The organism is Streptomyces sp. NBC_00576, from assembly GCF_036345175.1.
In the GTDB taxonomy this organism is placed as follows: Bacteria; Actinomycetota; Actinomycetes; order Streptomycetales; family Streptomycetaceae; genus Streptomyces.
Map to the genome: position 1 here is coordinate 8,685,937 of NZ_CP107780.1, position 24,320 is coordinate 8,710,256.

Annotated in this window: 23 protein-coding genes and 1 pseudogene; 11 read left to right on the forward strand and 13 right to left on the reverse strand. The window is 70.1% G+C overall.

Annotation, left to right across the window (positions count from 1 at the left end; translation table 11 throughout):
* Window positions 1-16 precede the first annotated feature (16 nt).
* The 3 genes from OG734_RS37815 to OG734_RS37825 form a co-directional block, all read right to left on the reverse strand.
* On the reverse strand, window positions 17-1,471 hold the full coding sequence (locus OG734_RS37815) for a peptidoglycan D,D-transpeptidase FtsI family protein (protein ID WP_330291927.1): 1,455 nt from the start codon (window positions 1,469-1,471) through the stop codon (window positions 17-19).
* A gap of 134 nt (window positions 1,472-1,605) precedes the next feature.
* Window positions 1,606-2,097, reverse strand: coding sequence for a GNAT family N-acetyltransferase (locus OG734_RS37820; RefSeq protein WP_330291928.1), 492 nt, complete (start codon window positions 2,095-2,097; stop codon window positions 1,606-1,608).
* Window positions 2,098-2,100: 3 nt separating this feature from the next.
* On the reverse strand, window positions 2,101-2,874 hold the full coding sequence (locus OG734_RS37825) for an IclR family transcriptional regulator (RefSeq protein WP_044471856.1): 774 nt from the start codon (window positions 2,872-2,874) through the stop codon (window positions 2,101-2,103).
* 144 nt (window positions 2,875-3,018) lie between these two features.
* Between OG734_RS37825 and OG734_RS37830 the strand changes: the two genes are divergently transcribed.
* The 6 genes and pseudogenes from OG734_RS37830 to OG734_RS37855 form a co-directional block, all read left to right on the forward strand.
* Entirely contained in the window at window positions 3,019-4,548 is a 1,530-nt protein-coding gene (locus OG734_RS37830; protein ID WP_330291929.1) for an aldehyde dehydrogenase (NADP(+)), read from the forward strand.
* A 132-nt stretch (window positions 4,549-4,680) separates the two neighbouring features.
* Entirely contained in the window at window positions 4,681-5,289 is a 609-nt protein-coding gene (locus tag OG734_RS37835; RefSeq protein ID WP_330291930.1) for a DUF1349 domain-containing protein, read from the forward strand.
* Window positions 5,289-5,771 carry a GNAT family N-acetyltransferase gene (locus OG734_RS37840; protein WP_330293937.1) on the forward strand — a complete coding sequence of 161 codons (483 nt, stop codon included), beginning with the start codon at window positions 5,289-5,291 and terminating at the stop codon, window positions 5,769-5,771. The genes OG734_RS37835 and OG734_RS37840 overlap by 1 nt, the downstream gene beginning before the upstream one ends.
* A 60-nt stretch (window positions 5,772-5,831) precedes the next feature.
* Entirely contained in the window at window positions 5,832-6,554 is a 723-nt protein-coding gene (locus OG734_RS37845) for a DsbA family oxidoreductase (protein ID WP_330291931.1), read from the forward strand.
* A 71-nt stretch (window positions 6,555-6,625) separates the two neighbouring features.
* Complete coding sequence (locus tag OG734_RS37850) at window positions 6,626-7,720, forward strand: aminotransferase class V-fold PLP-dependent enzyme (RefSeq protein ID WP_330291932.1); 1,095 nt, start codon at window positions 6,626-6,628, stop codon at window positions 7,718-7,720.
* A gap of 46 nt (window positions 7,721-7,766) precedes the next feature.
* Window positions 7,767-8,372: pseudogene (locus OG734_RS37855) on the forward strand (RNA polymerase sigma factor); the annotation flags it as partial.
* Between the two features lie 317 nt (window positions 8,373-8,689).
* Here the strand turns inward: OG734_RS37855 and thpD are convergent.
* The 5 genes from thpD to OG734_RS37880 all read right to left on the reverse strand — a co-directional run bounded on the left by thpD (window position 8,690) and on the right by OG734_RS37880 (window position 13,316).
* On the reverse strand, window positions 8,690-9,586 hold the full coding sequence (thpD, locus tag OG734_RS37860) for an ectoine hydroxylase (protein WP_330291933.1): 897 nt from the start codon (window positions 9,584-9,586) through the stop codon (window positions 8,690-8,692).
* Window positions 9,587-9,591: 5 nt separating this feature from the next.
* Entirely contained in the window at window positions 9,592-10,014 is a 423-nt protein-coding gene (locus OG734_RS37865) for an ectoine synthase (RefSeq protein ID WP_330293938.1), read from the reverse strand.
* A gap of 65 nt (window positions 10,015-10,079) precedes the next feature.
* Complete coding sequence (ectB, locus tag OG734_RS37870) at window positions 10,080-11,360, reverse strand: diaminobutyrate--2-oxoglutarate transaminase (protein WP_330293939.1); 1,281 nt, start codon at window positions 11,358-11,360, stop codon at window positions 10,080-10,082.
* A 31-nt stretch (window positions 11,361-11,391) separates the two neighbouring features.
* Window positions 11,392-11,943: a diaminobutyrate acetyltransferase gene (gene ectA, locus OG734_RS37875; protein WP_330291934.1), complete on the reverse strand. Its 552-nt coding sequence runs from the start codon at window positions 11,941-11,943 to the stop codon at window positions 11,392-11,394.
* A 272-nt stretch (window positions 11,944-12,215) separates the two neighbouring features.
* Window positions 12,216-13,316: a pyridoxal-phosphate-dependent aminotransferase family protein gene (locus tag OG734_RS37880; RefSeq protein ID WP_330291935.1), complete on the reverse strand. Its 1,101-nt coding sequence runs from the start codon at window positions 13,314-13,316 to the stop codon at window positions 12,216-12,218.
* Window positions 13,317-13,516: 200 nt separating this feature from the next.
* Here OG734_RS37880 and OG734_RS37885 point away from each other — a divergent pair, with 200 nt between their 5' ends.
* The 5 genes from OG734_RS37885 (at window position 13,517) to OG734_RS37905 (ending at window position 18,166) form a co-directional block, all read left to right on the forward strand.
* Entirely contained in the window at window positions 13,517-14,362 is an 846-nt protein-coding gene (locus OG734_RS37885) for a transporter substrate-binding domain-containing protein (protein WP_330291936.1), read from the forward strand.
* Window positions 14,359-15,195, forward strand: a complete 837-nt coding sequence (locus OG734_RS37890) for an amino acid ABC transporter permease (protein ID WP_330291937.1) — start codon at window positions 14,359-14,361, stop codon at window positions 15,193-15,195. Before OG734_RS37885 ends, OG734_RS37890 begins: the two co-directional genes overlap by 4 nt.
* Entirely contained in the window at window positions 15,192-16,007 is an 816-nt protein-coding gene (locus tag OG734_RS37895; RefSeq protein WP_330291938.1) for an amino acid ABC transporter ATP-binding protein, read from the forward strand. The genes OG734_RS37890 and OG734_RS37895 overlap by 4 nt, the downstream gene beginning before the upstream one ends.
* Window positions 16,008-16,017: 10 nt before the next feature.
* Window positions 16,018-17,109 carry an amidohydrolase family protein gene (locus OG734_RS37900; RefSeq protein ID WP_330291939.1) on the forward strand — a complete coding sequence of 364 codons (1,092 nt, stop codon included), beginning with the start codon at window positions 16,018-16,020 and terminating at the stop codon, window positions 17,107-17,109.
* Between the two features lie 157 nt (window positions 17,110-17,266).
* Window positions 17,267-18,166 (forward strand): SCO1860 family LAETG-anchored protein, encoded by a 900-nt coding sequence (locus tag OG734_RS37905; protein ID WP_330291940.1) that lies wholly within the window; start codon window positions 17,267-17,269, stop codon window positions 18,164-18,166.
* Between the two features lie 144 nt (window positions 18,167-18,310).
* Here the strand turns inward: OG734_RS37905 and cobC are convergent, their stop codons facing one another.
* The 5 genes from cobC to cobM all read right to left on the reverse strand — a co-directional run bounded on the left by cobC (window position 18,311) and on the right by cobM (window position 24,265).
* Window positions 18,311-19,384, reverse strand: a complete 1,074-nt coding sequence (cobC, locus tag OG734_RS37910; protein WP_330291941.1) for an Rv2231c family pyridoxal phosphate-dependent protein CobC — start codon at window positions 19,382-19,384, stop codon at window positions 18,311-18,313.
* Complete coding sequence (locus tag OG734_RS37915; RefSeq protein ID WP_330291942.1) at window positions 19,374-20,312, reverse strand: sirohydrochlorin chelatase; 939 nt, start codon at window positions 20,310-20,312, stop codon at window positions 19,374-19,376. Before OG734_RS37915 ends, cobC begins: the two co-directional genes overlap by 11 nt.
* A gap of 115 nt (window positions 20,313-20,427) precedes the next feature.
* A complete protein-coding gene (cobJ, locus tag OG734_RS37920) occupies window positions 20,428-22,137 on the reverse strand; it encodes a precorrin-3B C(17)-methyltransferase (RefSeq protein ID WP_330291943.1) in 1,710 nt (569 codons plus the stop codon).
* Window positions 22,134-23,429, reverse strand: coding sequence for a precorrin-6y C5,15-methyltransferase (decarboxylating) subunit CbiE (gene cbiE / locus OG734_RS37925; protein WP_330291944.1), 1,296 nt, complete (start codon window positions 23,427-23,429; stop codon window positions 22,134-22,136). The genes cobJ and cbiE overlap by 4 nt, the downstream gene beginning before the upstream one ends.
* Window positions 23,426-24,265, reverse strand: coding sequence for a precorrin-4 C(11)-methyltransferase (gene cobM, locus OG734_RS37930; protein WP_330291945.1), 840 nt, complete (start codon window positions 24,263-24,265; stop codon window positions 23,426-23,428). The genes cbiE and cobM overlap by 4 nt, the downstream gene beginning before the upstream one ends.
* Window positions 24,266-24,320 lie beyond the last annotated feature (55 nt).

Consider the following 24,320-nt stretch of genomic DNA (forward strand, 5'->3'; position numbering starts at 1 on the left):
GCAGCAGCCAAAGAACTCACCCAGCCAGCGCAGCCTGCATCATCGCCTTGGCGACAGGCGCCGCAAGTCCATTCCCACTCACCTCGGACCGAGCCGCCCCCGACTGCTCGACCAGAACAGCCACGGCGACCTCCTCACCCGTGGACTCGGACTTCGCATAAGACGTGAACCAGGCATACGGCGTCTGGCTGTTGTTCTCCCCGTGCTGAGCAGTCCCCGTCTTACCCCCCACCGTCGCCCCGGCGATCTGCGCGTTCGTCCCGGTACCGTCGGAGACAACCGTCTGCATGGCGGACTGCAACTGCTCAGCCGTCCTGGAGCTGACGACCTCCTTCGCCGACGCCTCGGTGTCGTAGTCCTCCAGCACGTCACCGTCGGAGTTCGTGACCTGGGACACCATGTGCGGTGAGACCAGCTTGCCGCCGTTGGTTATCGCGGCGGACACCATGGCCATCTGCAACGGCGTCGCCGTGACGTCGAACTGCCCGATACCCGTCAGCGCGGTCTCCGACTTCTCCATGTCCGACGGGTACACGCTCGTGTACGCCCGCACCGGTACGTCCTGCTGCGCGTCGTTGAAGCCGAACTTCTCCGCCATCTCCTTGACCTTGTCCTGCCCGAGGTCGACGGCCATCTTCCCGAACACGTTGTTGCAGGAGTACTGGAGCGCGACCCGGATCGTGGCGTTCTCACAGGGCGCGTTCGGATTCTCGTTCGTCAGCTCACGGGTCGTACCCGGCAGCGGGTACGGGTCCGGGCTGTCCGTACGGTCGTCGACCGACCCGTACAGCCCGTCCTCCAGGGCCGCCGCCGCGACCACCAGCTTGAACGTCGAACCCGGCGGCAGCGGCTGCCGTATCGCCCGGTTGACCAGCGGTTTGTCGGGGTCCTCATTGAGCTTGGTCCAGGTGGCGCCGTCGCTCGCCCCGGTGATCGTCGAGGGGTCGTACGACGGCGTGGAGACCATGGCGAGGATCTTGCCGGTCTTCGGGTCGATGGCGACCGCCGCGCCCTTCTTGTCGCCGAGCGCCGTGTACGCCGCCTTCTGGACTTCCGGGTCGATCGTCGTGATCACGTTCCCCGGGGCGGCGTGCTCCTTGGTGACCGTGTCCATGACGGTCGTGAGTCTGCTGTCCGAGCCGTCGAGGACGTCCTTGTAGATGCCCTCCAGCTGTGTCGGCGTGAACAGCGGCGTGCTGTACCCGGTCACGGCTGCGTAGAGCTTGCCGTCCGTGTACGTCCGCTGGTACTTGAGATCCCCGCTGCCCGTCTCCTTCGAGCCGGTGACCGACTCGCCGGCCACGATGATGTTCCCGAGCGGGTTCGCGTACAACGCGATCGCGTTCCGCCGGTTCTCGCTGTCGTCTGCGAGCGCCTGAGCCTCGTAGAACTGCACCCAGGTCGCCCTGACCAGCAGAGCGAGCACGAGCAGCAGTGTGAAGACGGAGGCGCGCCTGATCGTCTTGTTCATCCCGCCTGAAGACGACCGGCAGCGATCGGAACGTTCCCCTCCGCCCGATTTCTCATGGCACATTCAGGGACCGCAGAAGGCTGTAGGGGACACAAAGGGATACAAAGGGACACGTGCGCCGTCGTGCGAGACGGTCAGGCCTCCAGCGTCAGCACGACCTCGTCGATCTCCGTGCCGCGCGCCTGCGCGTACCCCCGGTCGTGCCCGGACACGCGGAAACCGCACTTCTCCAGGACCCGCAGCGAGCCCGCGTTGTCGGCGGCGGCACGCGCGTGCAGCGGGCGTTCCGGGACGGCGGCGACGAGTGCGCGCAGGGCGGCCGTCGCGATACCGCGCCCCCAGTAGGCGCGGTCGATCCAGTACGTCACCTCGCGGGAGCCCGGCTCGCCGTACACCGCCGCGCTGCCCACCACGTCACCGTCGACGAGGACCGTGCGGTTCAGCACGTCCGGCGCGGCGCGGATCCGCTCCCAGTGGGCGTCGAAGGCGTCCCGGTCGGTCGGGTCCTTCGCCGTGAACGCGGCCATCCACAGCGACTCCGGGTCGTTCGTCTGCCGGAAGAAGACGGGCAGGTCGCTGTCGTGGATCTCGCGGAGCACGACGTCCGTCGAAGCCGAGTACCTCATCGCTCAGAGCCTCCTGGTAGCGAGCGTCAGCCGGTCGCGCGCGTCGAACAGGGCGTCCTTGACCATCTGTTCGTGGGCCGGGGTGAGCCGGGCGACCGGCACCGAGCAGCTGATCGCGTCCCGCGCGGGCGTGCGGTACGGGACCGCCACGCCGAAGCAGCGCAGCCCCAGCGTGTTCTCCTCGCGGTCCACCGCGAAGCCCTGCTCACGCACCAGACGAAGCTCTTCGATGAGCTTCTCCCGGTCGGTGATCGTGTGCTCGGTCAGCGCGGGCAGCGTCTCCGGGAGCAGCTTGCGGACCTGTTCGTCGGTGTGGGTGGCCAGCAGCGCCTTGCCGAGGGAGGTCGAGTGGGCGGGCAGCCGGCGGCCGACGCGGGTGAAGGGGCGCAGATAGTGCTGCGACTGCCGGGTGGCGAGGTAGACGACGTTCGTGCCGTCGAGCCGGGCCAGGTGGATGGTCTCCGTCGTGTCGTCGGAGAGCCGGTCGAGGGTCGGGCGGGCCACCGCGACCACCTCGTCGCCGTCGATGTACGAGGTGCCGACCAGGAGGGCCCGTACGCCGATGCCGTACCGCGTCCCCGTAGCATCCGTCTCGACCCAGCCGAGGTCGACGAGCGTACGCAGCAGCATGTAGAGACTGGACTTGGGGTAACCGACGGCCTCCTGGACCGACGCCAGGGAGTGCATGCCGGGACGTCCGGCGAAGTATTCCAGCAGTTCAACGGTCCGTACCGCGGACTTGACCTGCGCCCCGCCGCCTGTCTCAGCTGCCGACATCGACCTTGACCCCTTCGTTCGACGGGAAATAGTCTCCAACAGCATATTCATCATCAGAGACGGTGTTCAGCATATCGAACGCACCTGGTGAATGATGCAAAATCTAAGCACCACAAATGGCAACACAATCTGGAGGAACCCCCGGTGGCAGCAGCACCAGTCTGGAGTGTCGACCCCCGTACCGGGAAGCAGCGGGAGCAGGTTGCGGTCGAGGCCACAGCGCAGGAGGTGGACGCCGCCGTCCGCGCGGCGCACGCCGCCCGCCCGGCCCTCGTGGACCGTACGGTCCGCGCGGCCTTCCTGCGCAGCGCCGCCGAGCAGCTCGAAGCGGCCAAGGAGCAGCTCGTCGAGGCGGCCGACGCGGAGACCGCGCTCGGCCCGGTCCGGCTGACCGGCGAACTCGCCCGCACCTGCTACCAGCTGCGGGCCTTCGCAGACATCGTCGACGAGGGTGCCTACCTCGACGTCGTCATCAACCACCCCGACGACACCGCGACCCCGCCGATCCCGGACCTGCGCCGCTACAAGGTTCCGCTGGGCGTCGTGGCCGTCTACTCGGCCTCCAACTTCCCCTTCGCCTTCTCCGTGGCCGGCGGCGACACCGCGAGCGCGCTCGCGGCGGGCTGCCCGGTGGTCGTCAAGGCGCACCCGGACCACCCGGGCCTGTCCGAGCTGGTCGCGGCCGTCCTGCGCCGGGCCGCGGCCCCGCACGGCATCCCCGAGGGCGTCGTCGGCCTGGTCCACGGCTTCGAGGCGGGCGTCGAGCTGGTCAAGCACCCGCTGGTCGCGGCGGCCGGTTTCACCGGTTCCGTACGAGGCGGCCGTGCCCTCTTCGACGCGGCGGCGGCCCGTCCGGTCCCGATCCCGTTCCACGGCGAGCTGGGTTCCCTGAACCCGGTGGTGATCACGGAGGCCGCGGCCAACGAGCGCGCCGAGGCGATCGGTACGGGGCTCGCGGGCTCCATGACGCTGGGCGTCGGCCAGTTCTGTGTGAAGCCCGGCCTGGTGCTGGCGCCGTCCGGCGCGGCGGGCGACCGCCTGCTGAAGTCCCTGACGGACGCGGTCAGCGACACCAACGCCGGTGTCCTGCTGGACCACCGGATGCGCGACAACTTCGTGGCCGGGGTCGCCGAGCGCGCCGAGCTGCCCGAGGTCGAGACCCCGGTGACGCCGGGCGCGGGCGGCGAGCACACGGTCAGCCCGGGGTTCCTCACGGTGGCGGCGGACAAGCTGGCGGCGGAGGGGGCGTACGACCTGCTCCTGGAGGAGTGCTTCGGGCCGGTCACCGTGGTCGCCCGCTACGCGGACGACGCCGAGGCGAACGCCGTTCTTTCACGCCTGCCGGGAAACCTGACGGCGACCGTGCACCTCTCGGCGGAGGAAGCCGCGGGGGAGGGGCGTGGAGCGGAGATTCTGGCCGAGCTGACGCCGCTGGCGGGGCGTGTGCTGGTGAACGCGTGGCCGACCGGGGTCGCTGTGGCCGCGGCCCAGCATCACGGCGGGCCGTACCCTGCCACGACGTCCACGTCGACTTCCGTCGGCGGTACGGCTGTTGAGCGGTGGCTGCGGCCGGTGGCATATCAGAATGCGCCTGCCGCGCTGCTGCCTGTTGAGCTGCGGGACGAGAATTCGCTGGGGCTGCCCCGGCGTTTTAACGGGCAGTTGGAGCGATAGCGTCGTAGGGGTGCGGTGGATTTCGCGGCTGCGGGTCCGTTGTGGCTTGTCGCGCCCGCGCGGCGGAGCCGCATATGAACACAGCCCCGCGCCCCTGTCGGGACGCCCACCTTGCCCTGCGATAATCAGGTAATGGACTTGGAGCTTTCCCCGCTGCCCTTTCCCCTCCGTACGTATGGGCCCGATGGGCACTGGTCCTTCGAGGACGAGGTGCTCACCGGGTGGGCCGGGCCCCGACAGGACCGGTTCGTGTCGCCCACCGGTGAGGCGCTGGATCCCGCCTCCGACGCGCCGCGACTCCTTGGTTCGCCGGAGGGTGAGTTCCAGCTGATCGCCCGGGTCACCGTCGGGTTCGGGGCGGCCTTCGACGCCGGGGTGCTGTACGTCCATGTCGGCGAGCGGGCCTGGGCCAAGCTCTGTCTGGAGTACTCCCCGGATGTGCCCACCGTCTGCACGGTGGTCACCCGGGGACACTCCGACGACGCCAACTCCTTCACCGTGGACGGCAGTTCCGTCTGGCTCCGGATCAGCCGCACCGGCCGGGCCTTCGCCTTCCACGCCTCGCGCGACGGTGAGAGGTGGACCTTCATCCGCCTGTTCACCCTGGGTGACGAGAAGGAGACGGACTCGGCGCTCGTCGGCTTCATGACCCAGTCGCCGATGGGCGAGGGGTGTGTCGTGACGTACGACCACATAGAGTTCCGGCCGGAGTGGCCCAAGGACCTGCGGGACGGCAGCTGATGCGGGTGGTCCGGGCCGCGCTGCCGGCCGAGGCCGCCGCTGTCACGGAGCTGCACCTGCGCGCCCGGTCCACCTACTACCCGGACGGTCTGCCGGACGCCGACCGTGACTGGGTCGCCTCCTGGCTGACCGCCATCGAACGCCCCGACGCGCAGGTCCTGTGCGTCGTCGAGCAGGACCGCATCATCGGCGTCGCCTCCTTTCGTACGGCCGACGGCGCCCCCGCGGACACGGTCAAGCTCTTCCAGTTCCACGTCGACCCCGACCGCTGGCGGGCCCGCATCGGCACCGACCTGCACGCCGCCTGCGTCGAGCGATGGCGGGCCGACGGAATGCTGGCCGCCACCCTCGACGTACACATCGACAACCGGCGTGCCCAGGCCTTCTACCGCCGTCTGGGGTGGGTCCCGGACCCGGAGAACCCGCCCGCCGAGGGCGATCACCACCTCTTTCTGCGGTACGGAATGAAACCAGCCGTTTGAACGTTCACATAACCGCTGGAGAAGCCTCAGTAGCCGTTCGACCTGGAGAGAGCCGAAGACATGCGCGTGGAGATCTGGAGCGACATCGCCTGCCCCTGGTGCTACGTGGGCAAGGCCCGCTTCGAGAAGGCGCTGGACGCCTTCCCGCACCGTGAGGGCGTCGAGGTGGTGCACCGGTCGTTCGAACTGGACCCGGGGCGCGCCAAGGGCGACATCCAGCCGGTCCTCAAGATGCTCACCAAGAAGTACGGCATGAGCGAGGCGCAGGCACAGGCCGGCGAGGAGAACCTGGGGGCGCAGGCCGCCGCCGAGGGGCTCGCGTACCGGACCCGGGACCGTGACCACGGCAACACCTTCGACATGCACCGGCTGCTCCACCTCGCGAAGGACAAGGGGCGGCAGGACGAGCTGATCCAGCTCTTCTACCAGGCGAACTTCGCCGAGGAGCGGTCCGTCTTCGGCGACGACGAGCGGCTCGTGGAGCTGGCCGTCGCCGCCGGCCTCGACGCCGACGACGTCCGGCGCGTCCTCGCCGACCCGGACGCGTACGCCGACGCCGTGCGCGCCGACGAGCGCGAGGCCGCCGAACTGGGCGCGAACGGCGTGCCGTTCTTCGTCCTCGACCGCAAGTACGGCGTCTCCGGCGCCCAGCCCGTCGAGGCCTTCGCCCAGGCGCTCACCCAGGCCTGGGGGGAGCGGCCCGCGCCACTCAAGATCGTCCAGCCGGAGGGTGAGAGCGCAGAGGTCTGCGGGCCCGACGGATGTGCCGTACCCCAGAAGTAGCACCGGCCGGGAAACCGCAGGTCAGGGCTTATGTATAAGCAGTCCTTCGCGGTGTCGCGCAGAATTCGGCAATGGACGAGGAGATCTTCGGGCCGCACAGTAGAGGCATGGAGACCTTCGAGAACCTCCGCAACCTCGTCCGGGCCGAGTTCGCTCCGAAGAGCACCTATCTGAACACCGCGAGCACCGGCCTCCTCCCCGCCCGCGCGGTGGCCGCCATGCAGGCCGCCGTGCAGTCCGTGGCCGATGGCCGGCCGCAGGACATGTTCGCCGATGTGGAGGCCTCGCGCGCCGCCTTCGCCCGGCTCGTCGGGGTGCCCGACCGCAGGGTGGCGGCGGGCGCCTCGGTCGCCGTCTACAGCGGGCTGATCGCCGCCTCGCTGCCCGCCGGCGCCGAAGTCCTCACCGCCGAGGACGACTTCACCTCCGTCCTCAACCCGTTCCACGTACGCGGAGATCTGAAGGTGCGGACCGTGCCGCTGGAGCGGATCCCCGAGTCCGTCCGACCCGGCACCGCCCTTGTCGCCGTCAGCGCCGCCCAGTCCGCCGACGGACGCATCGTCGACCTGCCCGCGCTGCGCGAGGCCGCCCGCGAGCACGGGGCCCGTACGTATGTCGACGCCTCCCAGGCCACCGGCTGGCTGCCCGTCGACGCGGACGCCTACGACTACGTCGCGTCCGTCGCCTTCAAGTGGCTCGTCTGCCCACGAGGCGTGGTCTTCTTCGTCGTACCCGAGGACATGGGCGGGCTGACCCCTGTGTTCGCGGGCTGGGTCGCGGGGGAGGAGCCCTGGGACAGCTGTTACGGCCCGGTGCAGGAACTCGCCCACTCCGCAAGGCGGTTCGACGAGAGCCCGAGCCTGTTTTCCTACGCCGGGGCCCGCCACTCCCTCGCCCTGATCGAGGAGTTGGGCGTGGACACCGTACGCAACCATGACCTCGCACTCGCCGACCGTTTCCGCGCCGGGCTCGACCGACTGGGGCACCAGCCCGTGCCCGCGCCCGGCTCCGCCATCGTGTCCGTCCCACAACTCGGCTACCGGCAGGCCGAGTTGAGCCGGGCCGGCATCGAGGTCTCCGACCGGGCCGGAAATCTGCGCGCCGCCTTCCATCTCTACAACACGACTTCGGACGTCGACCGACTCCTGGACGTCCTGTCCGGCTGAACCGGTGGCGCGAGATCCCCAAGGACGCCAGGAAGGGCACCAAGGGGTGGTGGTGCGGGCGGAGTCGACGCCAGACAGGATTGTCAGCACCGTGAGACCGCCCGCCGACGCGGAACTGCATCGGCGGCTGGTGTACGGGGACGAGTCCGCGCTGGCCGAGGCGTACACGGCGTACGGCGGGCTGGTGCACGCCGTCGCCGCGCGCGTCACCCACAGCCCGGCCGCCGCCGAGGACGTGGCGCAGGAGGTCTTCGCCCAGCTCTGGACCCGGCCGTACGCCTTCGACGCGCGCCGTGGCTCGCTGCGCACCTGGCTGTCGATGCTCGCCCACCGGCGGGCCGTCGACCGGGTGCGCAGCGAGGCCCGGCACCGCAAGAACGCCCGCGCCGACGATCTGGCGCTGCACGCCATCCCCGACGCCTCACCCGGCCCCGACGAGACCCTCGTCCACCGCGAACGCTCCCTGCAACTGCACACCGCTCTCGCCGAACTCCCGCAGCCACAAAGGGAAGTGGTGCACCTCGCCTACTTCGCCGGCCGAACCTACCGGCAGGCCGCCGTCGAACTCGGCATCCCCGAGGGCACCGCCAAGACCCGCCTGCGCACGGCACTGCGCACCTTGGCGGAGACTTTGGCCGAGCCGCCCGACCCACACCTGTGGCGACTGGTCCACCTCGCCGTCCGTATCCTCGGCACGGCACTGGGGCCCGACGCACCCCCGGCCTCTTCGCCGTCACCGGCGGCGAGGAATGGGTGCTGGGCTCGGAGGACGAACCCGTACGGGCCGAACTCGTCCTGGATCCGGTCGACTTCTGCCTGCTGGTCGGCGGCCGCTACGCACCCGACGAGGTACCGCGCGGCGAGGCGGGAGACGGGACAGCCGTACGCGACGTACTGGAGCGCGCGGCCGCACTGGCGTGGCTCTGAGGCTCACCGGAGATGAGCGGTCACTTCACCGGAGATGAGGGGTCACCTCACCGGCGTGAAATCCCGTGCCCCGATGAACTCCGGCCTGCGCATCGGTGCCGCGAACGGCTCCACCGCCCGGTTCTCCACGCTGTTGAACACGATGAAGACGTTGCTGCGCGGGAACGGTGTGATGTTGTCCCCGGACCCGTGCATACAGTTGCAGTCGAACCAGGTCGCCGAACCCGCCCTGCCCGTGAACAACTTGATGCCGTGCTCGTCGGCCAGTGAGGTCAGAGCCTCGTCGGACGGGGTGCCCGCGTCCTGCATCTGGAGCGACTTCTTGTAGTTGTCCTCGGGCGTCGCTCCCGCACAGCCGAGGAACGTGCGGTGCGAGCCCGGCATGATCATGAGGCCGCCGTTGGTGTCGAGGTTCTCGGTCAGCGCGATCGAGACGGACACCGTCCGCATGTTCGGCAGACCGTCCTCCGCGTGCCAGGTCTCGAAGTCGGAGTGCCAGTAGAAGCCGCCCGCCCCGAACCCTGGCTTGACGTTGATCCGCGACTGGTGGACGTACACGTCGGAGCCCAGGAGCTGCCGGGCCCGCCCGACGACCCGCTCGTCCCGCACGAGCTGGGCGAACACCTCACTGATCCGGTGCACTTCGAAGACCGACCGGATCTCCTTCGACTTCGGCTCGATGATCGACCGCTCGTCGGCCCGGACCGCCGGGTCGGCGACGAGCCGCTCCAACTCGGCCCGGTAGAGCGCGACTTCGTCGTCATCGAGGAGCCGGTCGAGCGCCCGGAAGCCATCGCGCTCGTACGCCATGAGGTCGGCCGCGGCGAACGGTCCGGGCGTGTCCGGCGCCCCCCAGAGGATCGGGTCCTGACGGGGGACGGACACCTCGACGGCGCCACGGGTGGGGTACAGGTCGGTGAGGGTGGACGTGGGTGACATGGGTGTCAGACCTCCTCGGAGTCGGGGGTGAAGTCGGGTTCCGTCAGCAGGGGATAGACGCCGTTCTCGTCGTGGTCCTCGCGGCCGGTCACGGGCGGGTTGAAGACGCACAGGCAGCGGAAGTCCTCCTTGATCCGCATCGTGTGCCGCTCGTGCCCGTCGAGGAGGTACATGGTGCCGGGGGTGATCGTGTACGTCCGCCCGGTCTCGTCGTCGGTCAGCAGGGCCTCGCCCTCGACGCACACGACGGCCTCGACATGGTTCGCGTACCACATCGACGTCTTCGTGCCCGCGTACAGGACCGTCTCGTGAAGCGAGAAGCCGACCCGCTCCTTGGCGAGGACGATGCGTTTGCTCTCCCAGGTGCCGGACGCCGCCCTCACATGCCGGTCGGTGCCTTCGATGTCCTTGAACGAACGGACGATCACAGTGCTCAACAACCCCTTTCTCGAACAGACTTGAACGGACTTGAATAGATCGGAACTCGAACGGATCAGACAGGCTCGACGGTTTCGCGTACGGCGCGGGCGACGACCCGCAGACCCTCGTCCAGCTCCTCGGGCGTGATGGTGAGCGCCGGCAGCAGTTTCATGACCTCGCCCTCAGGGCCGGACGTCTCGATGAGCAGCCCGAGCTCGAAGGCCCGCTTCGCGACCCGCCCCGCGCGCTCCTTCTCGTGGAACTCCATGCCCCACACCAGCCCCCGGCCCCGGTACTCCTTGACGTCGGCGAGGTTCTCCTCGGTGATCGAGATCAGCGCCTCCTCGACCTGCTCACCACGGGCGCGCGTCTGCTTCTCCATGGCGGACCCGTCGGACCAGTACGTCTCCAGCGCGGCGGCGGCCGTCACGAACGCCGGGTTGTTGCCGCGGAACGTGCCGTTGTGCTCGCCCGGCTCCCAGACGTCCAGTTCGGGCCTGAACAGGGTGAGGGACATGGGGAGTCCGTACCCGCTGATGGACTTCGACACGGTGACGATGTCGGGCACGATGCCCGCCTCCTCGAAGGAGAAGAAGGCGCCGGTCCGCCCGCAGCCCATCTGGATGTCGTCGACGATCAGCAGCATGTCCTGGCGTTCGCACAGGTCGGCCAGTGCCCGCAGCCACTCCGGGCGCGCCACGTTGATGCCGCCCTCGCCCTGCACGGTCTCCACGATCACGGCGGCCGGCTTGTTGAGACCGGAGCCCTGGTCCTCCAACAGCCGCTCGAACCACAGGAAGTCGGGGACGGTCCCCTCGAAGTAGTTGTCGAACGGCATCGGGGTCCCGTGCACCAGCGGAATGCCCGCGCCGGCCCGTTTGAAGGCGTTGCCGGTCACGGCGAGCGACCCGAGGGACATCCCGTGGAAGGCGTTGGTGAAGGACACGATGGCCTCCCGCCCCTTCACCTTCCGCGCCAGCTTCAGGGCCGCCTCGACGGCGTTGGTTCCCGTCGGTCCCGGGAACATGACCTTGTACGGCAGTTCGCGGGGCCGCAGCACCAGTTCCTGGAATGACTCCAGGAACGCGCGCTTGGCGACGGTCGACATGTCGAGGCCGTGCGTGACACCGTCCCGTTCCAGATAGTCGATCAACGCCCGTTTCAGTACCGGGTTGTTGTGGCCGTAGTTGAGTGATCCGGCGCCCGCGAAGAAGTCGAGGTAGGCGTGGCCGTCCTCGTCGTACATACGGCTGCCCTGCGCACGGTCGAACACGGCGGGCCAGCTGCGGCAGTAGCTGCGCACCTCCGACTCGACTGTTTCGAAGACGCTCAGGTCGGGCTGGGTGATGGTCACGGCGGTGAACTCCTTGAAGTGGGGGGTGAGGTCAGCCGGAAAGATCGGCAAGCCCGGAAGGATCGACGAGGGGGCCGATGCGGTACAGGACCTCGGGGTCGTGCGAACCGTCCAGGCCGGCCGGGTCGTTCGGGAACAGGCCCGCGTCGAACAGCACCTCCCGTTCGACGGCGGCGCCGTGCCGCTCGGCGAACGAGGTGAACAGCCGCTCCGAGGCGGTGTTGCCCGGCGTGATGGTGGTCTCGACGGTGGTGAGCCCCTGTTCGGCGCCGACCCGCCGGGTCAGCGCGTCGAGCAGCGCGGCGGCGAGCCCGCGCCCCTGGTGGCCGGCGTCGACGGCCACCTGCCAGACGAGCAGGGTGTGCGGCCGGTCCGGGCGGACGTACCCGGTGACGAAGCCGACCGGGCTCCCGTCGGGGTCCCGGGCGACCGCCGAGGTGGCGGCGAAGTCCCGGCACCAGAGCAGATAGCTGTACGACGAGTTGAGGTCGAGAACCTTCGAGTCCCTGGCGATCCGCCACAGCGCGGCGCCGTCGGCAACCACCGGTCGGTCTATTTGCAGGTCTGTCCGTACGGCACTCATGCAAATTGAACTTACCGAGAGAAAATCAAAAATGCATCGCTGATCGGGGTTACGTAAGGGCGGGCGATGTGTTATCTGGCGGGCATCAGAACGCCCGCTTTGTCTGGTAAATAATCTGACAAAGCGGGCTCATTGTTGGGTGCGTCACACTCATGTAATTTACTTGATTTGTTCGCGAAACCTTTGCGTTTAGGTCGGTGAAAAGCGGGCAGAAGAATACGGGAAGCTACCCTCGATTTCCCCGATTTAATTACCCCATTTTCCTCGCGCATTCACGAGGAATTCGCGACAGCCAGCCGGGCCCCTTCGACGTTCACCACGAGCCCCCGGTCCGTCAGCGCCGCCCCCAGTGCGACCAGACTCCCGAGCACCGCCTCTCGTGTCGCGTCCGCCCCGTAGTGGTTGACCCGGATCATCTCCTTGGCCAGCGCGCCGCCACCCGCCGCCAGCGGCAGCGCCGGATCGGCGGCCAGCGCGCTCGCCACCAGCTCCGACGCGACGATCCCGGAGGGCACCCGCAGGGTCGTCGCGACCGGCGCCGCGTCCTCGGCCTCGTACACGTACGGCTCAAGGCCGCCGCCCAGCGCGAGCGCCCCCGCCCGGGTGGCCGCCGCTGCGGCGCGGTGCCGGGCGATCACCGTGTCGAGCCCCGCCGCCTCGATCCGCTCCACGCACGCCTCCAGCGCGAGCATCTCCAGCTGGGCGGGAGCATGCAGGAGCGCGCGACGTCCGCCGTCGATCCACCGTTCCTTCCAGTCAAGGAGCGAGAGGTACGACCGCCGCGGCGCCCCCGGATTCGCCGCCATCCGCGCCCACGCCCGCTCGCTCACCGACACCGCCGACACCCCGGCCGGCCCGCCCATCGCCTTCTGCGCCCCGATCACGCACAGGTCGACGCCCCACGCGTCCGGCAGCACCGGCTCGGCGCCGACCGACGCGACGGCGTCGAGGTAGAAGAGGGCGCCCTGTTCCCGTACCGCCTCGCCGATCTCCGCGACCGGGTTGGTGTTGCCGGTCGCCGCCTCCGCGTGCACCAGCGAGACGAAGTCGATCTCCGGGTGCTCGGCGAACGCCTCCCGGATCTGCGCGGCCGTGACCGCAGTATGGAAGGGCACCGCGAGATCGACGACCGTGGCGCCGCAGTCCCGCAGCCAGTCGCCGAACGTCTGCCCGTAGGGGCCCGTGACGATGTTGAGGGCCGTCGTGCCCGGGCCGGCGGTGCCCCTGATGGCACCCTCCAGGGGCAGCAGCGCCTCGCCCTGCATGATCACGACGTCCTGCTCGGTGGAGAGCAGCCGCGCCACGCGGTCCTCGATCGACGCGAAGCGAGCGGCGGTCAGTGGCGCCAGGTCCAGGAAGGGATGCGTGGTCATGGTGGTGCTCTCTTCGGATCGCGGGGTAGGTAAGCGGGGTCGAGACTAACCGGAGAACTCACCGACCCCCGGGTCGGCGGGATGCGGGGCAGCGTGGCCTCGAAACCACAGGTGGCACGACATTTCGACCATGGGAATGTTTGGGACAGTCAAATGTTTCCTTATAATCAGAACTCACAGTCCCCCCACAGGAGGTCCCCGTGAACACGGTCCTCGGACGACGGTCCCGCATCCTGGCCGCCACCACCGCGACGGCCGGGCTCCTGCTCGTGGCCGGCTGCTCCTCGGACGACGACGGAGGCGGCGCCGCGAAGACCGCCGCCGGCGGGGTCGAGCTCGTCAAGGGCGGGCAGCTCACCGTCTGCACCCATCTGCCGTATCCGCCCTTCCAGTCGGAGATCGACGGCAAGGTGCAGGGCTTCGACGTGTCGCTCGTCGACCTCGCCGCCAAGAACCTCGGCGTGAAGCAGGAGATCCTCGATACGCCGTTCGAGAACTTCAAGACGGGCGCCTTCCTCAACTCGGACCAGTGCGACCTCGGCGCGGCCGGCATGACCATCACCGACGAGCGCAAGAAGAACGTCGACTTCTCCGACCCGTACTTCGACGCGACACAGGCCGTCCTCGTCGAGAAGAAGAGCGGCATCACGTCCTTCGCAGACCTCAAGGACAAGAAGGTCGGCGCCCAGGCACAGACGACCGGCGAGGACTACGCCAAGGAGAAGGACCTCGACCCGGTCTCCTTCGAGTCCTCCGACGCCGTCCTCAACGGCCTGCGCACCGGACAGGTCGAGGCCGTCATCATCGACTACCCGGTCGTCCAGGGCTGGCTCAAGACCCCGGCCAACGCGGACGCCTTCAAGGTGGTGGACAACCTCAACACCGGTGAGCAGTACGGCTTCACGGTGAAGAAGGGCAACACCAAGCTGCTCGCCGCCCTCAACAAGGCGATCACCGACGCGAAGGCCGACGGCACGTACAAGAAGCTGTACGAGCAGTGGATCGGCCCGTACGACGAGTCCGCGGCCGCTCCGTCCGCGTCATGACCGAGACCTCCGCACCGCAAGTACAGCCCCGCAAACAGGGGTTGAGCCGCAGTCAGAAACGGGCGCTGTCCCGTGGCGCCCAGTACGCGCTGTTCGTCGCGGCCGTCGTCGCCCTCGCGGTGTCGGCCGACTGGGCCCGGCTGAAGAACCAGTTCGCGCAGGCGGACCTGGCCAAGCAGATGTTCCCGGAGATCATCACGCTGGCGCTCAAGAACACCATCCTCTACACCCTGTCGGGCTTCGTGTTCGGCCTGGTGCTGGGGATGGCGATCGCCCTGATGCGACTGTCACCGGTGGGCCCCTACCGCTGGGTCGCGGGCATCTACATCGAGATCTTCCGCGGTCTGCCGGCCCTGCTGATCTTCATCTTCGTGGGCGTGGCGGTGCCGCTCGCCTTCCCCGGCACGGAGATTCCGGGCGGGACGTACGGCAAGGTGGCGCTGGCCCTCGGCCTGGTGTCGGCGGCGTACATGGCGGAGACGATCCGCGCGGGCATCCAGGCGGTGCCCAAGGGGCAGATGGAGGCGGCCCGTTCGCTGGGTTTCTCGCATGCGAGGGCCATGGTCTCGATCATCATCCCGCAGGCGTTCCGTATCGTGATCCCGCCGCTGACCAACGAGTTGGTGCTCCTCTTCAAGGACTCCTCGCTGGTGCTGTTCCTCGGCGTCACCCTGGAGGAACGCGAACTGGCCAAGTACGGCCGTGACCTGGCCAGCCAGACCGCCAACTCCACGCCGATCCTGGTGGCGGGCCTGTGCTATCTGCTGGTGACGGTGCCGCTGGGCTTCGTCGTACGACGGCTGGAGACGAAGGCGGGGGAGGCGACGCGATGAACGACGGCATCAAGGACGTGAGTGTGCCGGAGATCGAGGTCCGGGACCTGTACAAGTCGTTCGGCGACAACGAGGTGCTGCGCGGCATCGACCTGAGGATCGGGCAGGGCGAGGTCGTGTGCGTGATCGGCCCGTCCGGCTCTGGCAAGTCGACCCTCCTGCGCTGTGTGAACCTGCTGGAGGAGCCGACGAAGGGCCAGGTCTTCGTCGGCGGTACGGAGGTCACGCACCCCGATGTCGACATCGACGAGGTCCGCCGCCGGATCGGCATGGTCTTCCAGCAGTTCAACCTCTTCCCGCATCTCACCGTGACGGAGAACCTGACGCTGCCGCAACGCCGGGTGCTGAAGCGGGACAAGGCTCAGGCGGCGCGGGTGGCCGCGGAGAACCTGGAGCGGGTGGGCCTGTCGGAGAAGGCCGACGCGTACCCGTCGTCCCTCTCCGGCGGCCAGCAGCAACGGGTCGCCATCGCAAGGGCGTTGGCGATGGGCCCGGAGGTCATGCTGTTCGACGAGCCGACGTCGGCACTCGACCCCGAGCTGGTGGGGGACGTACTGGCGGTGATGCGCAGACTCGCGAACGAGGGCATGACGATGATGGTCGTCACACACGAGATGACGTTCGCCCGCGAGGTCGCCGACCGGGTCGTCTTCATGGACGGCGGAGTGATCGTCGAGGACGGCCCCCCGGACCGGGTCATCACCAACCCGAGCCACGAACGCACCCGCCACTTCCTCTCCCGCCTGCTGGATCCGGCGATGGCGGACGTGGAGGAGGAGACCTCGGACCAGGTGGGCGACGCGGCTGACTAAGGTGCCGTCCATGAGCGATCAGACGGTGCTGCAGGTGAAGGGACGGGTGCTGGTCGGCCCGGAGGAGATCCGCGACGAGCTGTGGGTGGTCGGCGGCAGGATCACGTACGACCGACCGCCCGGCGCCCGTGACATCCGCACGGTGGAGGGCTGGGCGCTGCCCGGTCTGGTCGACGCGCACTGTCATGTGGGCCTGGGGCCGCACGGCGCGGTGCCCGAGGACGCGGCGGAGAAACAGGCGCTGACGGACCGGGACGCCGGCACCCTCCTCATCCGGGACGCGGGCTCGCCGTCGGACACCCGCTGGGCCGACGCCCGCGAGGACCTCCCGAAGATCATCAGGGCGGGCCGGCACATCGCCCGCACCCGCCGCTACATCCGGGGCTTCGCGCACGAGATCGAGCCGGACGACCTGGTGGCGTACGTCGCCCAGGAGGCCACGCGCGGCGGCGGCTGGGTCAAGCTGGTGGGGGACTGGCTGGACCGCGGCACCGGCGACCTCTCCGCCTGCTGGCCGCGCGAGACCGTGGAGGCGGCGATCGCGGAGGCCCACCGCTTGGGCGCGCGGGTCACGGCCCACTGCTTCGCGGAGGACTCCCTGCGGGACCTGGTTGAGGCGGGCATCGACTGCATCGAACATGCGACAGGCCTGACCGAGGACACGATCCCCCTGTTCGCCTCACGCGGCGTGGCGATCGTCCCGACCCTGGTGAACATCGCGACGTTCCCGAACCTCGCGGCAGCCGGCGACACCAAGTTCCCGACCTGGTCGGCCCACATGCGTCGGCTGCACGAACGCCGCTACGACACGGTGCGTTCCGCGTACGACGCGGGGATTCCGGTGTACGTCGGCACGGACGCGGGGGGCACGTTGCCGCACGGGCTGGTCGCGGCGGAGGTGGCCGAGCTGACCAAGGCCGGCATTCCGGCGGTGGAGGCGTTGTCGGCGACGACGTGGGGCGCGCGGGAGTGGCTGGGGCGGCCCGGGCTGACGGAGGGGGCGGCGGCGGACCTGGTGGTGTACGAGAGCGATCCGCGGGCGGACGTACGGGTGTTGGGGGCGCCGCTGCGGGTGGTGCTGAACGGGCGGGTCGTGGGTTGACCCGGGTGAATGTGAAGAACATCTGTGCCGTGGGATTCGAAGATCTGCGCGGAAACCTCACGTAGGAGTGAAGTCCCGTCAGATTGCTGACCATTCGCTCGCGGTACGTAATTCTTACCGGGTCCCAAGCGTGTCTCTTCCGAGGGGTCCCCGAACCGTGAACGCCAACAACTTCCGCCTGCCCGCACGCCGTCTGGCCACCGTCGCGGCGGCCACGGCCCTCGCGGCCGGTCCCACGGCCCTGGCCCACGCGACGGAGGACCAGGGCCACGCGAGCGCGGTTGTCCTCCGTACGGGGCTGAACGTGTCCCTCCTCAACAAGAGCGTGAACGTCCCGCTCGCGGTCGCGCTGAACGAGGTGCAGGCGCCGCGGAGCGCCGAACAGGCGGCGCTGAGCGCCTCCCTGGACGGCGTGGACGGCGGAAAGCCGTTCACCGTGCTCGGTGCGGAGGTCGCGGAGGCGAAGGCGACGGTGTCGGACGGGAAGGCGGAGGCGTCGACGAACCTCGCCCACGCCAAGCTCCACGTGCCCGGCCTCCCCCTCCTGTCACTCATCGAGGTGGAGCAGGTCACGTCCAAGGCGACCTGCGTGGCCGGGGAGAAGCCGGTCGCCACCTCGAACCTCCTGGGTTCGGTGACGGCTCTCGGCAAGAAGGTGACACTGACACCGAGCGGCCCGGTCGAGGTGAAGGTGCCAGGAGTCGGCGAGGTACGACTGGACCTGTCACAGACGGAGACGACGACCCGTACGGCGGCTGCGACCGCGCTCGAACTCACGGTGTCCGTCAACCCGTTGAACCTCAACGTGGCGGAGGTCGAGGGCACGGTGACCCTGGCGAAGGCGACCTGCGAGGCACCGGCGGTACAGGCGGCGTCGGAGTCGGATCCGGCGCCGGAACCGGCATCGGAGGTGAGGCCGCAGGGCGCTCCGGCCGAGGCGGACCTTGCGGAGACGGGCGGCAGCTCGATGACGCCGTACCTCGCGGGCGGAGCGGTCGCGTTGCTCGCGGCGGGCGGCGGAGCGATCACGCTGGCGCGGCGACGCGGCAAGAACTGACCCGTCGGCCAGGTTTCCTCGCCCCCGCCGCCCCTTTTCAGCCCGTCCGGCGTTTGAGGACGAGCGCGTCCAGCGCGAAGGGGGTCTGGGGGCGCAGCCCCCAGGAACGGGATGGGACGGGTAGGGGCGGCGGGGGCGAAAAAGTCACCGCCCCGCCAACGTCACCGCCCGATCGAACGCCTGCAGAAACCCGTTCACCGTCACCCGATCCCGCACCGCCACCCGCAACCACTCCTCCCCCAACCCAGGAAACGTGTCCCCCCGCCGCACCGCATATCCGAGCCCTCGCAGGTGCCCCCGCACCGCACCGGCCCGATCCACCCGCACCAGCACGAACGGACCCTCCGCCGCCCCCACCACCCGTACCCCGTCGGACCCGAACTCGGCGAGCCCCGCGACGAGATGAGCCCGGTCCGTGGCGATACGCCGCGCCGCCTCCGCCGCCTCCGCCAGCGCGCGCCCCGAAACGCACACCTCCGCCGCAGCCAGCGCCGGTGTGGACACCGGCCACAACGGCTGCGCCCGCTCCAGCTCCTCGATCGTCTCCGGCGCCGCCAGTACGTACCCGATCCGCAGCCCCGCCAGCCCCCACGTCTTCGTCAGGCTCCGCAGCACCACAAGACCGGGCACATCAGTACGCCCGGCCAGCGCCTCCCGCTCACCCGGCACCGCGTCCATGAACGCCTCGTCCACCACCAACGTCCGCCCAGGGCGGGCCAGTTGGGAAACGACAGCCGCCGGATGCAGGATCGACGTCGGGTTCGTAGGGTTGCCGATCACCACCAGGTCGGCATCCTCGGGCACGAGCGCCGGGTCCAGCCGGAACCCGTCCTCCGCCCGCAGCAGCACCCGGTCCACGCTGTGCCCGGCGTCCCGCAGGGCCGCCTCCGGCTCTGTGAACTGCGGGTGCACGACCACAGGTTGACGTACCTTCAGGGCGCGCGCCAGCAGCACGAAGGCCTCCGCGGCCCCGGCGGTGAGCAGCACCCGCTCCACGGGTACCCCGTGCCGGGCCGCCACCGCCGCCCGCGCGGCCCGCCCGTCGGGATACGCGGCGAGCCCGCCGAGCGACCCGGCTATGTGCTCGCGCAGCCAGGCCGGGGGAGTGCCGGCCCGGACGTTCACCGCGAGGTCGACCAACTTGGCGCCGTCGTCACGTACTTCGGCGTCCCCGTGGTGCCGCAGATCGTGTCCGCCGGTGTCCCTTTTAGTGTGCATGGGAGTGCGAGTGCCCGTGGGAGTGGTGTCCATGATGGTGACCATCGTGGACGCCGTCGTCGTCCGGATGGAAGTGCGGCTGCTGAGGCAGTCCGACCTTGTCCTCGAAACCGGGCAGCGCGATCCGGTACACGCACGAGTCGCAGTTCATCCGCAGATCCCCCTGCACGGCCTCCCGGTACCGCTCCATGACCAGGTCGAGCAACTCCGGCTCCGGACCGATGACGTCGGCCGACCGCACCTCGACCTCCGGATGCGCGGCGGCCCAGCCCTCCGTCTGCTGCCGTACCCGGTCCGGCAGAATCCCGGTGAACAGGAAGTAGGGCAGGACGACGATCCGCCGCGCGCCCAGCTTCACGCACCGGTCGAGCCCCGACGGCACGTCCGGCGCCGCCAGTGACACGAACGCCGTCTCCACACCGGCGTATCCGCGCCCCTCCCACAGCAGCCGCGCCGCCTTGAGCACCTCGGCGTTGGCGTCCGGGTCGGTGGAGCCGCGCCCGACCAGCAGCACGGTCACGTCGGCCCGGTCGGCGGGCGTACGCGTCCCACCGCCCAGCGCCTCCTCCAGCCGCCGCTCCAGCACCGCGAGCAGCGCCGGGTGCGGGCCCAGCGGGCGCCCGTACGTGTAGGAGATCCCCGGGTGCCGTTCCTTCTCGCGGGACAGCGCCGCCGGGATGTCCCCCTTGGCGTGCCCGGCGGACACCAGCATCAGCGGCACGGCGGCGAACCGCCGTACCCCCCGCTCCACCAGTTCGGTCACGGCGTCGCCCAGTGGAGGCGGCGACAGTTCGATGAAGCCGCCCGCGACAGGCAGTTCGGGGTTGCGGCGCCCCAGCTCCCGTACGAAGTCACGGAACGCCTCGGCCCCGGCCTCGTCCCGGGTGCCGTGGCCGGCGATGAGCAGGGCGGGCGGCGGGGTGGTCACGATGTCTCCTCGGACGGTGAAGTGGGTTGGAAGAGAAGGGTGTTGAGACAGATGTTTGGACGGTTGTCGAGACGGATCTTGAGACGGGAGCCGGGCAGCGACGCCGGACGGAGGTTCATCGCGCCGTCTCCTGCCAGCGGTACCCGCGAGGCGTGACCATCCGGCCCGCGATGTTCCGCGTCGCGGTGTTGCCGACGGTCACGACCGTCATCATGTCGACCGTCGCCGGGTCGAGGCCGGCCAGCGTCGTGACACGGCTGGACTCGTCGGGCCGCGACGCGTTCCGTACGACACCCACGGGCGTCGTCGGCTCCCGGTGCGCGCCCAGGATGGCGAGCGCCTTGGGCAGCTGCCAGTCACGGCCCCGGCTGCGCGGGTTGTAGAACGTCACGACGAGGTCCGCCTCGGCCGCCGCCAGCACCCGACGCTCGATGACATGCCAGGGCGTGTGCAGGTCGGAGAGGCTGATGGACACATGGTCGTGGCCGAGGGGAGCCCCAAGGATCGCGCCGGCGGCGAGGGCCGCCGTGATGCCCGGCACCCCGACCACGTCGATGTCGTCGGACGCCTCGGCAAGCGCGGGCGACGCCATCGCGTACACACCCGCGTCCCCGCTGCCGATCAGCGCGACCGCCTGCCCCTTCCGGGCCTCGGCCACCGCCGTCCGCGCCCGCTCCTCCTCGGCCCCGAGCCCCGACTCCAGGATCCGGGTACCGGGCCGCAGCAGATCGCGGATCTGGTCGACGTACTGATCGAGCCCGACAAGCACGGACGCCCGCCGCAACTCCGCCTCCGCACGCGGCGTCAGCAGATCCCGCGCCCCCGGCCCGAGCCCCACGACCGCGAGCCGCCCACGCCCCGGCCGCCGTACGACGGCACAGGTCGCCATGGCCGGCGCCCCGTCCGCACGCTCCGACTTCCTCTTGGGTACGAGGAGTTCGCCCCCACCGACCAGCGCGGCAGCCTCCGCCACGGACGGCGTACCGACGGCGACGAGCGGCGCGTCGGAGGGATTGGGCACTTCGACCCCGGCCAACTCATCGGCGGAGTACGTCACCAGCGGCACCCCGAGCCGCTCCGCGGCCCCGACGATCCCCGGCTCGCCCGCCTTCGCATCGACGGTGGCCAGCACGGCGACCGAGGCCACCGAGAGCCCCGCGTCCGCCAACGCCCCCTCGACCAGCCCGAGCACCTCGTCGACCGGGGCGCCCTTCGAGGCGCCCACACCGACGACGAGGGACGGTGGCCGCAACACGACCTCGCCCGCACCGTCACCGTCGACCAGCCGGTCGGTCACCCGGATCGTCGGCCCGGCGCCCGGCACCGCACTCCCGACATTGGCCGGCAACGCGGGCAGCGGCCAGCTCGACTCCAGCTCCAGAGCGACGGGTTCTCCGTCGAGCATGGCCCGCGAGACCCCCGCGACATCGCCCTCAACAGGCAACCCGAGGGTGTCGAGCCCCGGCACCCCCACGGCGTCCGTCGCGGTGGTCACCACCGGCTCCGCACCCAGCAACCGCCCGACCTCACGGGCGAGTTCATTGGCCCCGCCACCATGCCCGCCCACCAGCGACACGGCGAACCGCCCGCCCTCGTCGACGCACACCACACCGGGATCGGACGCCTTGTCGGACAGCAGCGGCGAGACCAGCCGTACGACCGCCCCCGTGGCCAGGAAGCACACGAGCTGCGAGCACTCGCCGAACGCGCGCCGGACGGCGTCTGCGACCGGCCCTTCGTACACACGCGTAAGGTCGGGCCAGGCGGCGGCAAGCCGATCACGCGCCGCCGCGCCCGCCACCGTCGCGGAAATAAGGCCGATCACGAAGCCACTCCTTCTCTACCGGTATGTCTGTCCGTATGTCTGTCTGCATGCGCTGTGGGACGCGTGCCCCAGAGCAGGAAAACGGGATTGGTCGCCGCGAGCCGGGTCACATCACCCGGCAGCGGTGCGAGCCGGGACGACTGCAGCAGGACGCCGTCGCAGTCGAGGCCGGCCCCGGTGAGCGCCGCACGCACGGCAGGTACCCGGTCGAGGGCGGCCATCGCGACGACAACCGTCCGCCGGGCCCGCAGCGCGCACGCCGTGACGATCGCGGGCAGCTCGTGTCCACCCCCACCGACGAACACGGCGTCGGGATCGTCGAGTTCGGACGCCTCAGGGAGATCACCAGGCGCCGACCCCTCCACCACCCGCACGTCCACACCGTGCGCGGCGGCGTTCGCCCGCACCCGCTCAGCCCCGTCCGACGTCTTCTCGACGGCGACCACGGCGGCCCCGAGCCGCGCGCACTCCACGGCCACGGAACCGGAACCCGCACCGATGTCCCAGACCAGGTCGCCGAGGCGCGGCCCGAGCCGGGCCAGCGCCAAAGCCCGCACCTCGAACTTGGTGATCATCGAGTCGCGATGGGTGAACTCCCGCTCATCCAGGGCCCATTGGGCGAGCCCGACGGACTCCCCGGCGACCGTGACACGCACCGGTGGGACGCCCCGAGCCTCGTCCAGACAGAGAACGACACTGACCGCGTCGCCCCAGTCCCGCGCCGCGGCCTCGGCAGGCGTGACCCGCTCCACGCGTTCGAGATCCGGATCGCCCAACGCCGAGGCGACGACCAGAACACGCGCCCCCGGACCGTCGGCCAGCGCCGCGCCCAGCTCGGCGGGCCCGGCACCCGGCCCGGTCAGCACCGCCACCTTGGGCCGCGCCCGGCACACATTGACCGCCGTACGCAGCGCCCGCCCGTGCGCGCTGACGACCACCGCGTCGTCCCAGGTCAGCCCGACCCGCGCGAACGCGGCCGCGACGGAGGACACCCCCGGCCGGACATCGAGCCGCCCGGCCCCGAACCGCTCGGCCAGCGCCCGCACGATCCCGAAGAACCCCGGATCACCGGAGGCGAGCACGACAACGGGCCGCTCCTTCCCGACGTACTCCTCGATGGTGTCGAGCGCCGGAGCCAACGCCCCGAGGACAACCCGCTCGGCACCTTCCGGCACGACCGGTACCGCAGCCAGGTGCCTCCGGGCACCCACGACCAGCGCGGCCCCGGCGACAGCGGCCGTGGCGTCCGGCGGAAGGGGCGCCCCCGTCCCCGTACCGATGACGGTGATCACGTACTCGCCCCTCGCTCGCGCAACGCCCGGCGGGCCGCCGGGTCGGCCTTGCGGAAGCCGTGGAAGTGGCCGGGGTGGTAGAGGTGCGAGCGGGTGCCACTGGCGTCGAGGGCGGGGCCGACCAGGAACAAGGTGTGCTTCCACAGCTTGTGCTCCTTGACCGTCTCCTCCAGCGTCTCGATCGTGCACCGCACGACCAGCTCCTCGGGCCAGGTGGCCTGATAGGCGATGACGACCGCCGTGGACGTCGGATATCCGCCCTCCAGCAGCTCCCGTACGAGCTGCCCACTACGGGCGGCGGACAGGAAGATCGCCATGGTCGTCCCGTGCCGGGCGAACTCGCGCACCTCCTCGCCTGGCGGCATCGGCGTCTTGCCGCCGCCCAGCCGGGTGAGGATCACGGACTGCGCGATCTCGGGGATGGTCAGCTCACGCTGGGCGAGGGCGGCGACCGCGGAGAAGGAGGAGACACCGGGGACGATCTCGGTCTCGATCCCCAGTTCGGCACACCGGTCGACCTGCTCCTGGGTACCGCCCCAGAGCGCGGGATCGCCGGAGTGGATCCGGGCCACACGCAGGCCCTCGCGCACGGCACGCTCGTACACGGCGACGACATCCTCCAGCGACATGGTCGCCGAGTCGAGGATCTCCGCCCCCTCACGCGCATGTTCGAGAACCGCCTCCTGTACGAGGCTGGCCGCCCAGATCACGATGTCCGCCTCGGCGATGGCGCGGGCCGCGCGGAACGTCAACAGATCGGCGGCGCCGGGGCCGGCACCGACGAACGTCACCTTGCCGGTGGGAGCGCCAGTGGAAACGTCGGCCGTGGGAGCCATGGGGCGAGATCCTCTCGTACGGAATGTCGAAAACGTCAGTGAGCGTGTGGATGGG

Bases quoted from the DNA above. Each gene is read 5' to 3' on its own strand.
- OG734_RS37815 (WP_330291927.1), bottom strand. From the start codon at position 1,471: ATGAACAAGACGATCAGGCGCGCCTCCGTCTTCACACTGCTGCTCGTG.
- OG734_RS37820 (WP_330291928.1), bottom strand. From the start codon at position 2,097: ATGAGGTACTCGGCTTCGACGGACGTCGTGCTCCGCGAGATCCACGAC.
- OG734_RS37825 (WP_044471856.1), bottom strand. From the start codon at position 2,874: ATGTCGGCAGCTGAGACAGGCGGCGGGGCGCAGGTCAAGTCCGCGGTA.
- OG734_RS37835 (WP_330291930.1), top strand. From the start codon at position 4,681: ATGGACTTGGAGCTTTCCCCGCTGCCCTTTCCCCTCCGTACGTATGGG.
- OG734_RS37840 (WP_330293937.1), top strand. From the start codon at position 5,289: ATGCGGGTGGTCCGGGCCGCGCTGCCGGCCGAGGCCGCCGCTGTCACG.
- OG734_RS37845 (WP_330291931.1), top strand. From the start codon at position 5,832: ATGCGCGTGGAGATCTGGAGCGACATCGCCTGCCCCTGGTGCTACGTG.
- OG734_RS37850 (WP_330291932.1), top strand. From the start codon at position 6,626: ATGGACGAGGAGATCTTCGGGCCGCACAGTAGAGGCATGGAGACCTTC.
- thpD (WP_330291933.1), bottom strand. From the start codon at position 9,586: ATGTCACCCACGTCCACCCTCACCGACCTGTACCCCACCCGTGGCGCC.
- ectA (WP_330291934.1), bottom strand. From the start codon at position 11,943: ATGAGTGCCGTACGGACAGACCTGCAAATAGACCGACCGGTGGTTGCC.
- OG734_RS37880 (WP_330291935.1), bottom strand. From the start codon at position 13,316: ATGACCACGCATCCCTTCCTGGACCTGGCGCCACTGACCGCCGCTCGC.
- OG734_RS37890 (WP_330291937.1), top strand. From the start codon at position 14,359: ATGACCGAGACCTCCGCACCGCAAGTACAGCCCCGCAAACAGGGGTTG.
- OG734_RS37895 (WP_330291938.1), top strand. From the start codon at position 15,192: ATGAACGACGGCATCAAGGACGTGAGTGTGCCGGAGATCGAGGTCCGG.
- OG734_RS37900 (WP_330291939.1), top strand. From the start codon at position 16,018: ATGAGCGATCAGACGGTGCTGCAGGTGAAGGGACGGGTGCTGGTCGGC.
- cobC (WP_330291941.1), bottom strand. From the start codon at position 19,384: ATGCACACTAAAAGGGACACCGGCGGACACGATCTGCGGCACCACGGG.
- cobM (WP_330291945.1), bottom strand. From the start codon at position 24,265: ATGGCTCCCACGGCCGACGTTTCCACTGGCGCTCCCACCGGCAAGGTG.